Consider the following 16,002-nt stretch of genomic DNA (forward strand, 5'->3'; position numbering starts at 1 on the left):
TACCCGGGAGTTGTCATGTTGGAAGCCTACCGCCACCACGTCGCCGAGCGCGCTGCGCTTGGCATCCCGCCCCTGCCGCTGACCGCGCAGCAGACGGCCGATGTCATCGAACTGCTGAAGAACCCGCCGCAGGGCGAGGCCGAGTTCCTGCTCGACCTGCTGACCCACCGCGTACCGGCCGGCGTCGATGACGCGGCCAAGGTCAAGGCCTCGTACCTGGCTGCGATCGCGCTGGGCAGCGAGCAGAACCCGCTGATCAGCCGCGAGCGCGCCACCGAACTGCTGGGCACCATGCTGGGCGGTTACAACGTCGCGCCGCTGGTGCAGCTGCTGGACGATGCCAGCGTTGGCGCCATCGCTGCCGACGCGCTGAAGAAGACCCTGCTGGTGTTCGATGCCTTCCACGACGTGCAGGAAAAGGCCAAGGCGGGCAACGCCAACGCCCAGGCCGTACTGCAGAGCTGGGCCGATGCCGAGTGGTTCACCAGCAATCCGGAAGTGCCGCAGAGCCTGACCGTCACCGTGTTCAAGGTGCCGGGCGAAACCAACACCGACGACCTGTCGCCGGCACCGGACGCGACCACCCGCCCGGACATTCCGATGCACGCCCTGGCGATGCTGAAGAACAAGCGCGACGACGCGCCGTTCACCCCGGAAGAAGATGGCAAGCGCGGCCCGATCCAGCAGATCCTCTCGCTGAAGGACAAGGGCCATCTGGTCGCCTATGTCGGCGACGTGGTCGGCACCGGTTCCTCGCGCAAGTCGGCCACAAACAGCGTGCTGTGGTGGACCGGCGATGACATTCCGTACATCCCGAACAAGCGCGCCGGTGGCGTCTGCCTGGGTTCGAAGATCGCCCCGATCTTCTACAACACCATGGAAGATGCCGGCGCGCTGCCGATCGAGCTGGACGTGTCGAAGATGGAGCACGGCGATGTGGTCGAGCTGCGTCCGTACGAAGGCAAGGCACTGAAGAACGGTGAAGTGATCGCCGAGTTCCAGGTCAAGTCCGAAGTGCTGTTCGACGAAGTGCGTGCCGGTGGCCGCATTCCGCTGATCATCGGCCGTGGCCTGACCGGCAAGGCGCGTGAAGCGCTGGGCCTGGCCCCGACCGACCTGTTCCGCCTGCCGGTGCAGCCGGCCGACACCGGCAAGGGCTTCTCGCTGGCACAGAAGATGGTCGGCCGCGCCTGTGGCCTGCCGGAAGGCAAGGGCATGCGCCCGGGCACCTACTGCGAACCGAAGATGACCTCGGTGGGCTCGCAGGACACCACCGGCCCGATGACCCGCGACGAGCTGAAGGACCTGGCCTGCCTGGGCTTCTCGGCCGACCTGGTGATGCAGTCGTTCTGCCACACCGCGGCCTACCCGAAGCCGGTGGACGTCAAGACCCACCACACCCTGCCGGAGTTCATCTCCACCCGTGGCGGCATTTCGCTGCGCCCGGGCGACGGCGTGATCCACAGCTGGCTCAACCGCATGCTGCTGCCGGACACCGTCGGCACCGGTGGCGACTCGCACACCCGTTTCCCGGTGGGCATTTCGTTCCCGGCCGGTTCGGGCCTGGTCGCCTTCGCCGCTGCCACCGGCGTGATGCCGCTGGACATGCCGGAGTCGGTGCTGGTGCGCTTCAAGGGCAAGATGCAGCCGGGCGTGACCCTGCGTGACCTGGTCAACGCAATCCCGCTGTACGCGATCAAGTCGGGCCTGCTGACCGTGGCCAAGGCTGGCAAGAAGAACATCTTCTCCGGCCGCATCCTGGAAATCGAAGGCCTGCCGGAACTGAAGGTCGAACAGGCTTTCGAACTGTCCGATGCCTCGGCCGAGCGTTCGGCGGCCGGCTGCTCGGTGCGCCTGAACAAGGAGCCGATCATCGAGTACCTGACCAGCAACATCACGCTGCTGAAGTGGATGATTGCCGAGGGTTACCAGGATCCGCGCTCGCTGCAGCGCCGCATCGAGAAGATGGAAGCGTGGCTGGCCAACCCGGAGCTGCTGGAGCCGGATGCCGACGCCGAGTACGCCGCCGTCATCGAGATCGACCTGGCCGACATCCACGAGCCGATCGTGGCGTGCCCGAACGACCCGGACGACGTGAAGACCCTGTCCGACGTCGCTGGCGCCAAGATCGACGAAGTGTTCATCGGTTCGTGCATGACCAACATCGGTCACTTCCGTGCGGCTGCGAAGCTGCTGGAAGGCAAGCGTGACCTGCCGACCCGCCTGTGGGTGGCCCCGCCGACCAAGATGGATGCGTCCGAGCTGACCAAGGAAGGCGTGTACGGCACCTTCGGCGCGACCGGCGCACGCATGGAAATGCCGGGCTGCTCGCTGTGCATGGGCAACCAGGCGCAGATCCGCGAAGGCTCCACCGCGATGTCGACCTCGACCCGCAACTTCCCGAACCGCCTGGGCCGCAACACCAACGTGTACCTGGGTTCGGCGGAACTGGCGGCAATCTGCTCGCGCCTGGGCCGCATCCCGACCAAGGAAGAGTACATGGCCGATGTGGGTGTGATCGCCGCCAGCGGCGCGGAGATCTATCGCTACATGAACTTCGACCAGATCGAGGAATACCAGGACGTGGCCAACACGGTCGCCGCCTGAGGGTAGTGCCGGCCGCTGGCCGGCAGCCCGTTGAAACGAAGAACCCCCGGTGAGAGCCGGGGGTTTTTTGTGGACGGAGCACTTTCGTAGAAGTTGTATTTCTGTGGAGATGCATGGCGCCTACCGTGGATGCCCCCTCTTCGGTCTCGACTGAGATGCGCCGCTCATTTCTGCTGACTTCCTGCCCTACGCATCGCCGTACCGTCACCACCCAGGCTCTGGGCATTCTATTGGCTTCTGTACTTTTGACCATTGCGCCATCGGCAGGCGCAACGCCGGCGCCCGCAATGCCACAGCCCATCGAACCGCCGCCACGTTTCGATAGCACTACACGCCACGGCCTCTGTCATGAGGGTCGCTGCGTGGTGCTGGATGGCACGGGCCGACGACTGGCCGAGCATCGGGGAATGGAGTACATCCGTGGGTTCGAGAATGGGGCAGCGGTCTTCAAAAGTGGCACGAACTGGGGAGTCATCAATTCAGCAGGACGCGTCGTCGTGAAAGGACACTACGATCATGTACAGACGCATGGCAACGGGCTGATTGAGGCTGAGGTGTTGCTGCAGAACGAGCCCGATGTACGTAAACGCATAGATTTCTTTGATGGACGGGGCCGCTTGGTTCGGCGCTTTACGGTAGTGGTAGAAAAGGATCTTCTGCGCTCGACGGCCTGGGCTGGAAGCCCGGCTGTCGAAATCTGCAGCGAGGAAAGGCGACGTTGCAGGACCAGTTTCCTTGATGCGAAGGGCAAGTCCGGTCCAGTCTTCAATGACTTTATTGCCATTGATGATGCGGAAGTTGCCATCGCTTCGCGGGATGGTGTGCACTTCGGCCTGGTCGATCGATCACTGGCAGGCGTAGGCCGCCAGGACTACGACCGGATGACCTTCAACAGGTCGGGTTTCGCGCTCGCCACCCAAGCCGGGAACGACACCGTGTTGGATCCCCACGGGGTGCAAGTGGCGCCGATGGGGCGATATCGGTTCAAGTTTGGAATAGGTGGGTACCTGCTTTCGGCGGTCACCGAGGACGGCGAGTGCCTGCACTTCACGCGCGCGGGTTCGATATTTCCGACGCCTGCAGGCAACTGTATGAAGACCGATGAGTTCGCCGAACGCGTGGGCTATGTAATCTTCAGTTCGGAAGATGATGAATACGTTGTAGGCCTGGATGGATCGCTGCGCTCTGCGCAACACACTGCAGGCCTGTATCCGTTGAACCGCAGGATGGTCCAGTATCAAAAGCCCGGCGAAGCGGGGGTGCGTTTCATGATGCTGGATGATGGCAGCATCTCGTCTTCCCTGTACTACCGACTTGCGCCTTTTCAAACCGCGGCAGGACTGGATGACCAACTGCTGTTGGCCCAAGCCGATGGAGGATGGGGTGTAATAGATGCCAGGGGCGCTTGGCTGATTCCTCCTCGCTACCCACGGATCGAGCCGCTGGGTGCGAATCTGATCGCGGCATTCGAACAGCCGGGGTATGACCCGGGGTATCACATACTCGATCTGCGCGGTAATGCGCTAGCTGATTTCACGCCGAATGATCCCTCACCGGCGCTCTTGGCGGATGGAACGAGGGCCTACGCCCTCTCACTGCATGGTCGCTGGGGGCTTCTGGATGGGTCGGGGCGGTGGAGGCTGGCGCCACGCTACGGCTACGTGAGTGTTTCGAATGGCTTGGTTTTCGTGCGTGAGCGAAACAGTGCCGGTGATGTTACGGTTAATCTTCTTGATCCAGACACAGGAACAATGCTGTTTGAGCAGAGAATCCTATCGATTCATCATCGCGCGGATGGTCTATTTGAGATATTGAAGGCAGACCGGACCTTGGAGCTGATGAAGCCTGACCGATCCGTTCTGGCGAGCTTGCGACCGAGCCCCAGATGACAGTCGGGGCAGGTTGACGCGGATTGAAGATCACGCCGGGCATGGCCCGGCGCTACCCGAGCGGGTGAGAATACTGTTGAGATGAAAGTCCCTGGTGCAAGCCGGGGGCTTTTTGTTACTGGATGGTCCAGTCCGCCGTGCCCTGCAGGCGCTGGCCGGCGAACAGCACGTTGCGGCGCCCGCCGGAGACGTCCATCTCGAACCAGGGCAGGCCGTCGCGGGTGAGCGGGCGGACGTAGGCCCGCCGCTTGGCGCGGTTGAATTCGATGTAGTACCGGCGGCGAACATTCGGTACCTCCGCAATCGATGGGCCCTTCCAGCTGACGTTTACTTCGCCGGGGTCCTCACGGCCGAGCATCATCAGCGTGAAGAATATCTCGCCGTGCTGGGCCTCGAAGTAGAAAGGTCGCCACTGGCGACGGCCGGAACCACGGGCACCGACACCAGTAGGGCCAGCAGGTGGGCTTTCCACCACATCCGTGTCGACACGCGCAGCATCCGTTATGCGTTGCTGCAATGAAAGCACATCCGGCCCATGCCGGCACCGCGGCCGACACGCAGGCGGGATGACATGACCCATCCCGCCCGTGTTGCACGGCCATCAGTACGCGGCGAATTCCTTGATCGGGATGGCCTTGCAGTGGGTCATGGCGGTGGCGAGGTCGACCTGGGCGCCTGCTGCGGCGCTGTGCGACGGAGTGACTGCGGCAGCCTCCAGCCACAGACTGGGCAGCGCCTGTGGCGACTCCAGCACCCGGTTCCAGAGCGCGTCGCGCAGTGGGCTGCTGTAGGTGCTGCCGGGCGTCACGATGCACAACCGCGTACCGGGGGCGCTGCTGGCCTGCTGCAGCACCTGCTGCAGTGCGGCGTTGGCGCTGGCGTCGTCGCTCAGCTGCTGCGGCGCACTGTTCTGCGTGGTGTCCTGGATCTGCAGCCTGCCCGGGGTGAACAGCAGGACCTGCATTTCCTGCCGCGGTTCGATGCGCACCGGCGCGCGGGTGCCCTCGCAGATCGTGGGGGTTGGCCGCGTCTGCTGCGGTGTCATGCTGCCGTCGGCATGCACCTGGCGGATATGCAGCCGACAGATCTTGTCGGCCACTTCAAATTCCACTTCGTAATCCTGACCGGGCCTGGCCACGAACTGACCTGACAGCTTGCCGTCGCAGTACACGCGACTGCTTGCGTCGAAGCGTGCCTCGAAGATCAGCGGCTTGCCACCGGGTACTTCGTATTCCTGGTAGCTGAGCGTGGAAAACCGCTCGTTCTCTTTGCTGCGCAGGGTTTCCGTGACGGGGATGCCGAGCACGCCTTTGTCGCCGGCGTTGTTGTACTTGACGTCGATCCTGTCGCGGTAATCCTCGCGGCAGGCGGCATCGGTGTACAGGGTGGTGGTGCGCCCCAAGGCTGCGTAGACGCGCACCCGTGCCGGGGGAGCGGCGCCGTCAGCATAGGCGCTGACATCTTCAGCGGCCAACGGGCGCGGGTACATTGCGGGGATCCTCTTGACCAGCTTCTCGATGCATTTCATCGTGATCATCTGCGCGGCCCCTTTGAGCCGCGCGTAATCATCGGCCTGCCATGCTTCCAGGGTTGCGCGGTTGTCACTGTCATTGCAGCTGATGATTTCCGCCAGCGTACCGTCGGCACGCCGCTGCTCGATGGTGCTGGAATGGTTGAGGCGGTAGAGGGGATCCTTGCGCGTGTTGCCCTGGTGCACCAGTGCCCACGTGTCTGCACTGAAGCGCAGGGTACTGGTCTGCGCGGGCAGCGCGTCGGGTGCATAGCGGAAGTAGCCGCCCACCAGCGCCTTGGCCACGTTTGGCATCAGCGTGATGGCGGGACTGGCTTGTCCTTCGATGATGCTGCCGGGCAGGTTGTTACGCTGGAAGTAGTCCGGCTCGTTGCCGCTGAAGAGAAGCGCGAGCCCCTTAGGCGTGAGCGCCTCGCTGTCATCGGGAGTGACGATGCGCAGCGCCACGTCGGGTGCGTGCATACGCTTCAGCGCGCCGGCCGGACCGCTCTGGATCTGTACGCGATCAGTCCAGGGGGCAGGGTGGTCGGTGGTGGTAGCGGTGGCGGTGGCAGCGACGGGTGGTGTGTGCGGCGGTGCTGATTGTGCGGCAGACGTGGCCGCCAGCGGGGCCAGCAGCGCGGCAGTCAGCAGCGAGGTTCGGGTGGGGAAGCGGCGCTGGGCCATGGTGAAGCTCCTTGAAGAACGAAACAGCTGGCCCCTCCGGGCCCGGCGTTTGAAAGACGGGATGAAGCGCTGCGGCGCTGTGGTCGGTCAGCCGCGGGCCAGCGCCAGCAGTCGTTCGGCAATGCGCTCCAGCGGCACCTGTTCTTCGGCGGCGCCGAGCTTGAAGGCCGCGCCGGGCATGCCCCAGACCACGCTGGTCGCCTCGTCCTGCACCAGCGTCGGCGCGCCGGCCTGGCGCATTTCCAGCAGGCCGCGTGCACCGTCGTCGCCCATGCCGGTGAGGATCGCGCCGATGGCATTGCCGCCCGCGCTCTGTGCCACCGAGCGGAACAGCACGTCCACCGCCGGCTTGTGCCGGTTCACCGCAGGACCATCGTCGACACGGCAGCGCCAGCGCGCACCGTCGCGGATGATCCGCAGGTGCTTGCCGCCCGGAGGCAGGTAGGCGTGGCCGGGCAGCACCGCTTCACCGTCGCTGGCTTCGCGCACGGCCATTGCCGAGTGACGGTCCAGTCGTTCGGCGAAGGCGGTGCTGAAGCTGGCGGGCAGGTGCTGGGTCATCACCACGGCCGGACCGTCGGCGGGCATGCCTTCCAGCACCACGCGCAATGCTTCGGTACCGCCAGCCGACGAGCCGATGGCGATCAGGCGGTCGGTGGTGCGGAACTGCGTTGCTGCCGGGCGCGCGGCAGGTGCTGCGTCCAGCGTGAGTTTCGGCGTGGCCACGCGTACCAGCGGGCGCACCCGGGAACGCGCAGCCATCTTCACCTTGGCGATGATTTCATCGGCATAGCCCTGCAGGCCGCGGGCCACGTCGAGCTTGGGCTTGGACACGAAGTCCACCGCGCCCAGGCCCAGTGCCTGCAGGGTGGTATCGGCGCCGCGTTCGGTCAGCGAAGAGATCATCACCACCGGCAGCGGGTGCAGGCGCATCAGGTTTTCCAGGAACGCCAGGCCATCCATGCGTGGCATTTCCACGTCCAGGGTGATCACGTCCGGGGCCAGGCGCTTGATCTTCTCGCGGGCCAGCAGCGGGTCGGCGGCGGTGCCGACCACGTCGATGGCCGGATCGCTGGACAGGATCTCGGTAAGCATCTGCCGCACGACGGCGGAGTCGTCGACGATCAGGACCCGGCAGGGGGCGTTGCCGGTCAGGGTCATTCGAACAGCTCCACGCCACCGGTGACCGGGGCCTTGGACAGGCGTGCGCGCACGGCCGATTCGGTCGCGGCGACTTCGGCTTCGTGGGCGTGCGGCAGGCGCTGCACCACCACGCGGCCGGTATCGGCGAAGAACCAGATCTTGCGTGGATGGATGCCGCACAGGTCCTCGGCGAGGATCGGGATGTGTTCGGCCTGCAGGTACTGGCGCACGAATTCGGCGTTGCGGGTACCTACCGGATTGCTGGTGAAGCCTTTCAGCACGTTGGCGCCGCCGAACACCTTCGCCTCGATGCGCTTGCGGTGGGCGCCGCGCTTGAGCATGTCGTTGATCAGCAGTTCCATCGCATAGCTGCCATAACGTGCGGGCGCGCCGTCGCCGGCGTTGCCTTCGGGCAGCAGGAAGTGGTTCATGCCGCCGATCTTCAGTACCGGGTCGCGCAGGCAAGCCGCCACGCAGGAGCCTAGCGTAGTGGTCAGTGCGGTGGTGTCATCCACCACCAGGTACTGGGTTGGCAGCAGCTTGGCGGCGATGGTCTTGAAGCGTGCGTCCTGGTAGCGCATCACATCGTCGGTACGCAGTGATGCGTTCATGCGCCGGCCTTTGCCGCACGACGGTACAGGGTGCGGCCGCAGGGCTGGATCAGATCGGCCGCGTGCAGGTAGTTCTCCGAGTGGCCGGTATAGAGCAGGCCGTCGTCGGCCAGGTGGTTGACCAGGCGGCCAAGAATCGCGCGCTGGGTCGGCTTGTCGAAGTAGATCATCACGTTGCGGCAGAACAGTGCATCGAACGGGCCGCCGACGTCGTAACGCGGTGCCAGCAGGTTCAACGGGCGGAATTCGATCAGCTCGCGCAGCGCCGGCAGCACGCGGCACTGGCCTTCGTTGGGACCACTGCCACGCTGGAAATAGCGGCGACGCAGGTCCGGATCGAGGCCGGCGACACGGTCGATGTTGTAGACGCCGCGCCCGGCGGTGGCCAGCACCTGGGTGTCGACGTCGGTGGCGACGATGCGTACCGGCGGCTTCAGGGTGCCGAACGCTTCGCAGGCGGTGATCGCCATCGAGTAGGGCTCTTCGCCGGTGGAGGCGGCGCACGACCACAACAGCAGCGGACCGCGCCCGTTGCGCTGCTGCAGCTCTTCGCGCAGCTTGTCGAAATGGTGCGGCTCGCGGAAGAACGCAGTGAGGTTGGTGGTCAGCGCATTGGTGAATGCCTGCCACTCGTCACCATCACCCTGTTCCAGGTGGTCCAGGTACTGCTGGAAGCTGCGCATGCCCAGCGTACGCAGGCGGCGCGACAGGCGTCCGTACACCATGTCGCGCTTGGCCGGGGCGAGGGCGATGCCCACGCGCTGGTAGATCAGGTCGCAGACGCGGCGGAAATCACGGTCGGCGAATTCGAATTCGCGCGTACCGCTGACGATGGGGGTAGGGCTCTGCACGGGTGACGTGTCCATCGGCGGGGCGGCGGCCGAAGCCGCCGCGAGGATCAGAATTCCTGCCAGTCACCGTCGTTGGAGACGACGGTGCTGGAGTGGGTACGGCGGATCGGTGCGGGCGTCGACAGCGGCCGCGACGGCGCAGCGCTGGCAGGCGCCGGCGCGACCTTGGCGGTCACCGCCTTCACTGCGACCGCGACCTGGTTGTCGAGACGGAAGATCGCTACGGCGTCGGCCAGCTGTGCGGCCTGGTCCTCCATCGCCCGTGCTGCAGCGGTGGCTTCTTCCACCAGCGCGGCGTTCTGCTGGGTGGTTTCGTCCATCTGCACCACGGTCTGGTTGACCTGCTCGATGCCGGCGGACTGCTCCTGCGAGGCGGCGGAGATCTCGGCCATGATGTCGGTCACGCGCTGCACCGAGGCGACGATCTCGCCCATGGTGGCGCCGGCCTTGTGCACCAGCGCCGAACCATCATTGACTTTGCCGACCGAGTCGTCGATCAGCCCCTTGATTTCCTTGGCGGCGGCGGCCGAGCGCTGGGCGAGGGTACGCACCTCGCTGGCGACCACGGCGAAGCCACGGCCCTGTTCGCCGGCACGGGCCGCTTCCACTGCGGCATTGAGCGCCAGGATGTTGGTCTGGAAGGCGATGCCGTCGATGACCGAGATGATCTCGGCGATCTTCTTCGAGGAGGCTTCAATGGCCGACATGGTGGTGACTACCTGGCCGACCACTTCACCGCCCTGCGAGGCCACGCCATGCGCACCGATGGCGAGCTGGTTGGCCTGGCGCGCATGCTCGGCGTTCTGGCGCACGGTGGAGGTCAGTTCCTCCATCGAGGCGGCGGTTTCTTCCAGATTGGCGGCCTGCTGTTCGGTACGGCGCGACAGGTCGCTGTTGCCCGAGGCGATTTCACCGGCCGACAGGGTGATGCTGGAGGCACTGGCCTGGATCTGGCCGACGATCTGGGTCAGCTGGCTGACCGTGGCGTTTGCATCGTCGCGCATGCGGGCGAACACGCCCTGGTAGTCACCGTGCATGCGTGCCGTCAGGTCGCCGTCGGCAATGGACGACAGCAGCTGCGAGAGCTTGCCGAGGTTGTCATCGCTGACGGCCATCATGGCATTGAGGTTTTCCAGCATGGTGCGGAAATCATGATCGAAGCGCTGTGCGTCGCCGCGCTGGCTGAAGTCGCCTGCGGCGGCGGCACTGGCCAGCTGCTTGATCTCGGCGTTGATGCGGCCGAGGTTGGCCTTGACCGTGTCGACGGTGGTGGTCATCGCCGCCTTTTCGCCCGGATAGCGCGCGATGTCGCTGCTGAGGTCGCCCACGGCGTACTGCTGCACGACGTGCAGTACATCGTGCAGGGTCTGCACGTGGCTGCCGACCAGCGCGTTGGTTTCCTGCACCATCAGCCCGTATTCGCCGGGGAAGCTGCTGGCATCGATGCGGTAGCTGAGTTCACCGCCATCGTGGCGGCGCGCCATCTCGCGCTGGCCGCTGATGACCGCGTGCAGCTGCTGCTGCATGCGCGACATGGCTTCGAGCAGGCGACCGGTTTCGTCATGCGGCTGCGGGCCGATGTGGCTGTCGAGCTTGCCGCCGGCGATGCCTTCGGCCACGGCGGTGGCCTGCTTCAGCGGGCGTGCGATGCGGTTGCCGATGACCCAGCTCAATGCGAGCACGATCAGCACCAGCATGCCGCCGGCCAGGGTCATGATGGCGGTGAAGACCAGTGCCTGCTGCTGCACGTCATCCATGTATACGCCGCTGCTGACCACCCAGTTCCAGGGCTTGAACAGGCCGGCGTAGGACGCCTTGTCGTACAGGCCTTCGCTGTTGGCCTTGGCCCACTTGTAGGAGACCACCCCACCACCCTTGCGAGCCACTTCCACCAGGTCGTGGAACAGCTGCACGCCGTCCTCGGAGCGGAAGTCCTTCATGTCCTTGCCGATCAGGTCCTTGCGGAACGGATGCATCAGCACGCGGTAGTTCGTGTCGTAGACGCTGTAGTAATACGTATCGCTGTCGGCGCGCATGCGCGCCAGCGCGTCGAGCGCGGCCTGGCGGGCGGCGGGTTCGGTGAGTTCGCCGCTGGCGGCCAGCCCGTGGTAGTGGTCGAGGATGCCGTATGTCAGTTCAACTTGGGTCTTCAACGACGACTTGCGGGTTTCATTGAGGTCCAGGTACTGCATGCGGGCAGCGATCACCGAGAGCGCGATCACGCCGAGTGCGATCAGCAGCGTGAGCAGATTGAGCTTGCGTCGGACGGAGAGATTGCTGAAGTAGTGTTGCCAGCGATGCAGGAGATTCATCGAGCAGTACCCGGGTGGTGGTGGGTGGAGGCGCCGGTGCTGGTCGGGAGCAGCGGTGACATGACCGTTATCGGCCGCGGGGGCGGGGGATTGAGATGGGCTGTTCGAACGTATTCAGGTTCGTTTGCAGCGGCGGCTGCGGCGCTGCCTGCGGCAGGCTTTTGAAGCAACAGCAACAGCAACAGCAACAGCAACGGCAACGGCAACGGCAACGGCAACGGCAGGTTGGTCGGCTCTGTGTTGCTGCGTGCTGGGTCGGGCCGGGGTGGGGTGGCAGGACACGCATGAACCCATCCATGGGGCTCGATGGCGCCATCCTTGCCGCCAACGGTCCCGCCACCCCACCCCGGCCCAACCCTCGCGTCGTCCACTGTGTCGGACAGCAAGAGCGTTGGGTTTCCAATTGGAGAGAGGGGTCGGATCCGTTTTCCTGCGGAAACGGATCCGACCCCGGAAGCGGTGCGGCTGTTGCTTCTGCTCTTCTTTCTTCAATCCGGGGTGGACGCGCACGGAAACTGTCCGTGGCCGGGAGGGTGGGTTGCGCAGGGGCGTAAGCGCCATGGATGGCGCGCCCGAGCCTACAAGGACGTATTCACGGCGTCCCCTGCGCAACCCACCCTCACGGCCAACCCTCAGCAGCCCAGCTTTTCGACCGACCACCCCGAGGGGCTTCGCCGTTGGCTGGATATCCAGATGCCCCGTAAACGAAGACGCCCCGGCGCGGGGCCAGGGCGTTCTCGTGCGTCAGATCAGGCAGGCATCAGAATTCCTGCCAGTCTCCATCAGCCAGTTCGGTGGCCATGGAGCGGCCGCCAGTGCTGCGGCGGGCTGGCGCTGCGGCCGCTGCCGGAGCCGGGGCTGCCGGTGCCGGCGCGCGTGGTGCCGGTGCGCGCGTGGCGACCACGGCTTCGGCTTCGTCGACCACGAAGATCGAGACCGCCTCGCTGAGGTGGCTCGCCTGTTCTTCCATCGCACGTGCGGCGGCGGTGGCTTCTTCCACCAGCGCGGCGTTCTGCTGGGTGGTTTCGTCCATCTGCACCACGGTCTGGTTGACCTGCTCGATGCCGGCGGACTGCTCCTGCGAGGCGGCGGAGATCTCGGCCATGATGTCGGTCACGCGCTGCACCGAGGCGACGATCTCGCCCATGGTTGCGCCGGCCTTGTGCACCAGCGCCGAACCATCATTGACCTTGCCGACCGAGTCGTCGATCAGGCCCTTGATCTCCTTGGCGGCGGCGGCCGAACGCTGGGCGAGGGTACGGACTTCGCTGGCGACCACGGCGAAACCACGGCCCTGTTCGCCGGCACGGGCCGCTTCCACCGCCGCGTTCAGCGCCAGGATGTTGGTCTGGAAGGCAATGCCGTCGATGACCGAGATGATTTCCGCGATCTTCTTCGACGAGGCCTGGATGGCCGACATGGTGGTGACCACCTGGCCGACCACTTCGCCGCCCTGCGATGCCACGCCGTGCGCGCCGATGGCGAGCTGGTTGGCCTGGCGTGCGTGCTCAGCGTTCTGGCGCACGGTGGAAGTCAGCTCCTCCATCGAGGCGGCGGTTTCTTCCAGGTTCGCGGCCTGCTGTTCGGTGCGGCGCGACAGGTCGCTGTTGCCGGAGGCGATTTCACCGGCGGCCGAGCTGATCGCACGGCTGGACTGCTTGATGCGGGTGACGATCTCGCTCAGCTGCGCGGCCGTGGCGTTGGCATCGTCACGCATACGGGCGAACACGCCCTGGTAGTCGCCATGCATGCGCACGGTCAGGTCGCCCTGCGACAGTGCGGCCAGCAGGCCGGAGATCTGTTCGATGCTGCCCGAGTTGGCGTCCAGCAGGCCGTTGATCTGCTGGGCCAGCTGCAGGAAGAAGCCTTCCTTGTCGTTGGCATCGATGCGGCCGGACAGGTCGCCGGCAGCGGCCTGGGCGATCACCCGTGCCACTTCCGCCTCGACCTGCGCTTCCTGGGTGCGGTCGCGCCATTCCACCACGTAGCCGACGGTGTCGCCGTCTTCGTTGCGGATGGTCGACACGACCTGGGCGAACTGGGCATCGCCGTACTGCATCGGGCGGCGCGCAACGCCATGCTGCTTGAGGTTGGCCAGCAGGGTGTTGTCCATCTCGCCGCGGTGTTCAAGCACGGTGACCGGCTTGCCGACCAGCGAGGCGTGGACGTCGAAGTCGGGCAGGTCGCGGCGCAGCTCGTCCTGGTACTGGGCCAGGGTCTGCTGCAGGGCGCGGTTGCTGTAGACGATGGTGTTGTTGGGGTCGGTCAGGTAGACGCCGGTCGAGCTGTAATCCAGCGCGGTGCGGATGCGCAGGTTCTCGCGGGCGATGGCCTGGTCGGTTTCGGTGCGCTCGCGCAGGTCGCGCTGCATGCGCTGCATGGCCTGCATCAGTTCGCCCACTTCGTCCTGGCGGCTGACGTCGATATGGCCATCAAGCTTGCCACCGGCAACGTCGTTGGCCACCGAGACGGCGCCACGCACGCTGCCGACCAGTGCACGGGCGAACAGCCACACCAGCACCAGGCCGAGCGCGGCGCCGCCGAGCAGGGCGACGACGGTCAGCACGGCCGAGGCGGAGTAGGTGGAGGCGGCTTCGTCGCGCGAGGCGCGGGCGAGGCGGTTGTCTTCGGCGATCAGCGCTTCAAGCGCGGCGCCGGCCTTGCGGTGTTTGGTGCGGGTCTCGCCGACGAAGGTGTCGATCGCATCGTCGGGCAGGTCCAGCTCCAGCATTTCGGTGACGCTGTCATAGGAGGCCAGCGCGTCCTTCCAGTCCTTGGCGAAGGTGTCGAACAGCTTCTTCTGCTGTGCGTTGTCGACCAGCTTCGGATAGTCCTTGATCGACTTGTCCATGCTGGTGCGCAGTTCCACGGCCTGCTTGCGGGCGTCGGCCTTGACGTCGTCGCTGGCGCGGATCAGCTGCTGGTAGGCGCTGTTGCGGTACTCGCCGAGCATGCCGCGCATCTCGCCGGCCATGCGGATGCTCTCCATCCGTGAACCGGCCAGTTCGGTGGTCACGTTGTTCAGCGAATGCAGGCCACGGTAGGCGACGATGCCCTGCAGCAGCATCACCAGCAAGAGGACACCGAAGGTCAGCATGAGCTTCGGCATCAGTTTCAGGTTGTTGATCCACGGCATGGGCGTTGCGATCTCCTAAGGCAGACGCGGCCGGGCGCGGGGCCCGGTTGCAACAGCCACGCCGGCACGCTGGCCGGCGCGGTCTGACGGACAGCGGATTACTTGATGTTGGCCAGCTTCAGGCTGGACGGCGAGCTGACTTCGATTTCCGCGCGCGAGGCGTCGCGCTGGATCTTGCCGATCACGCACACGGTCTTGCCTTCCAGGGTTTCCAGCGGGAAGGAGAACTTGCCGCGGTTCTCGCCGGCGATGCGTGCCGAGAAGGTGTGGCGCGGGAAGGCGCCGCCCATGTACAGGAAGGTCGGCTGGCCTTCCGAACCTTCTGCGAAGCGGGCCTTTTCAACCTTGCCGCAGACCATGCCGTCCTTGCCGACGGCGCGCGGTGCCATCTCCGGCGGAATCATCTCGGCCGACTGCGCGAAGGCGGAGGAAGCGGTGGTGGCCAGGACGGCAGCCGAAACGAACGCAAGCAGGGACTTCATCGGGGTGATTCTCCGGGGATGGTGATGGTGGATCCGGCCTTGGCGCGTTCCTGCGCGACCGGCTTCTGTCCCCCTATCGGCGTGGATGAGGGGAACTGAAGGGCTGCGTAACAGAAACGTGAAGAGGGTCCGTTTGTTCAGGCAGCAGCGTCTTCGGCGACGTTGGTCTGGCCCATGTCGGCGCTGTCCAGCAGGGTTTCGATATCCAGCAGGATCAGCATGCGGTCGTCGTGGGTGCCGATGCCGGAGATGAAGCGGGTGTCGACGGCTGCGCCGAATTCCGGGGTCGGGCGGATCTGCTCGGCCGACAGCGGGATCACGTCGGAGACGCTGTCGACCACGATGCCGACCACGCGGTCTTCTACGTTGAGCACGATCATCACGGTGAAGGCGTCGTAGCGGGCGTCTTCCAGGCGCAGTTTCAGGCGCAGGTCGATCACCGGCACGATGGTGCCGCGCAGGTTGATGACACCCTTGATGTAGTCGGGCGCATCGGGGACGCGGGTGACGGCGTCGTAGCCGCGGATTTCCTGCACCTTGAGGATATCCACGCCGTAGTGCTCGGCGCCGAGGGTGAAGCTGAGGAATTCGCCATCGGCGCCGGCGGCGGAGCTGTTCTTGTCGTTCATCGAGGGGTCCTGGTTCTGCCGGAAGTGCCGGTGTCAGGCTCGATATCGGCCCCTGGGTGGGGGACTTTAGGCAGTTCCTGCATCCACGCATGGCGTGGATCCACCTGGGCGGGGTAGTGCCGGCCGCTGGCCGGCAATCCTGCAT

The 16,002-nt window shown here is 65.4% G+C and carries 11 protein-coding genes; 2 read left to right on the forward strand and 9 right to left on the reverse strand.

The genetic code is table 11. The features are described 5' to 3' along the window. Nucleotides 1–15 precede the first annotated feature (15 nt). Together acnB and LMF57_RS09465 are read left to right on the forward strand one after the other, a co-directional pair. Nucleotides 16–2,607, forward strand: a complete 2,592-nt coding sequence (acnB, locus tag LMF57_RS09460; protein WP_229291282.1) for a bifunctional aconitate hydratase 2/2-methylisocitrate dehydratase — start codon at nucleotides 16–18, stop codon at nucleotides 2,605–2,607. A gap of 113 nt (nucleotides 2,608–2,720) precedes the next feature. Continuing rightward, nucleotides 2,721–4,496, forward strand: coding sequence for a WG repeat-containing protein (locus LMF57_RS09465; protein ID WP_229291283.1), 1,776 nt, complete (start codon nucleotides 2,721–2,723; stop codon nucleotides 4,494–4,496). A gap of 115 nt (nucleotides 4,497–4,611) precedes the next feature. Here the strand turns inward: LMF57_RS09465 and LMF57_RS09470 are convergent, their stop codons facing one another. The 9 genes from LMF57_RS09470 to LMF57_RS09510 all read right to left on the reverse strand — a co-directional run bounded on the left by LMF57_RS09470 (nucleotide 4,612) and on the right by LMF57_RS09510 (nucleotide 15,857). Next, nucleotides 4,612–4,968, reverse strand: coding sequence for a hypothetical protein (locus LMF57_RS09470; protein WP_229291284.1), 357 nt, complete (start codon nucleotides 4,966–4,968; stop codon nucleotides 4,612–4,614). A 129-nt stretch (nucleotides 4,969–5,097) separates the two neighbouring features. Continuing rightward, entirely contained in the window at nucleotides 5,098–6,693 is a 1,596-nt protein-coding gene (locus tag LMF57_RS09475; RefSeq protein ID WP_229291285.1) for a hypothetical protein, read from the reverse strand. A gap of 87 nt (nucleotides 6,694–6,780) precedes the next feature. Next, nucleotides 6,781–7,854, reverse strand: a complete 1,074-nt coding sequence (locus LMF57_RS09480; protein WP_099783897.1) for a chemotaxis response regulator protein-glutamate methylesterase — start codon at nucleotides 7,852–7,854, stop codon at nucleotides 6,781–6,783. Next, a complete protein-coding gene (gene cheD, locus LMF57_RS09485; protein ID WP_025878962.1) occupies nucleotides 7,851–8,447 on the reverse strand; it encodes a chemoreceptor glutamine deamidase CheD in 597 nt (198 codons plus the stop codon). The genes LMF57_RS09480 and cheD overlap by 4 nt, the downstream gene beginning before the upstream one ends. After that, entirely contained in the window at nucleotides 8,444–9,313 is an 870-nt protein-coding gene (locus LMF57_RS09490; protein ID WP_032975462.1) for a CheR family methyltransferase, read from the reverse strand. The genes cheD and LMF57_RS09490 overlap by 4 nt, the downstream gene beginning before the upstream one ends. Before the next feature lie 32 nt (nucleotides 9,314–9,345). Continuing rightward, nucleotides 9,346–11,610, reverse strand: a complete 2,265-nt coding sequence (locus LMF57_RS09495) for a methyl-accepting chemotaxis protein (protein ID WP_229291286.1) — start codon at nucleotides 11,608–11,610, stop codon at nucleotides 9,346–9,348. A 760-nt stretch (nucleotides 11,611–12,370) separates the two neighbouring features. Then, on the reverse strand, nucleotides 12,371–14,746 hold the full coding sequence (locus tag LMF57_RS09500; RefSeq protein WP_208081406.1) for a methyl-accepting chemotaxis protein: 2,376 nt from the start codon (nucleotides 14,744–14,746) through the stop codon (nucleotides 12,371–12,373). A gap of 98 nt (nucleotides 14,747–14,844) precedes the next feature. After that, nucleotides 14,845–15,228 (reverse strand): hypothetical protein, encoded by a 384-nt coding sequence (locus LMF57_RS09505; protein WP_025878966.1) that lies wholly within the window; start codon nucleotides 15,226–15,228, stop codon nucleotides 14,845–14,847. A 137-nt stretch (nucleotides 15,229–15,365) separates the two neighbouring features. Beyond that, entirely contained in the window at nucleotides 15,366–15,857 is a 492-nt protein-coding gene (locus tag LMF57_RS09510; RefSeq protein WP_117310340.1) for a chemotaxis protein CheW, read from the reverse strand. Nucleotides 15,858–16,002 lie beyond the last annotated feature (145 nt).

Origin of the sequence: Stenotrophomonas sp. SI-NJAU-1, from assembly GCF_020883215.1 — a bacterium.
Taxonomy (GTDB): domain Bacteria; phylum Pseudomonadota; class Gammaproteobacteria; order Xanthomonadales; family Xanthomonadaceae; genus Stenotrophomonas; species Stenotrophomonas indicatrix.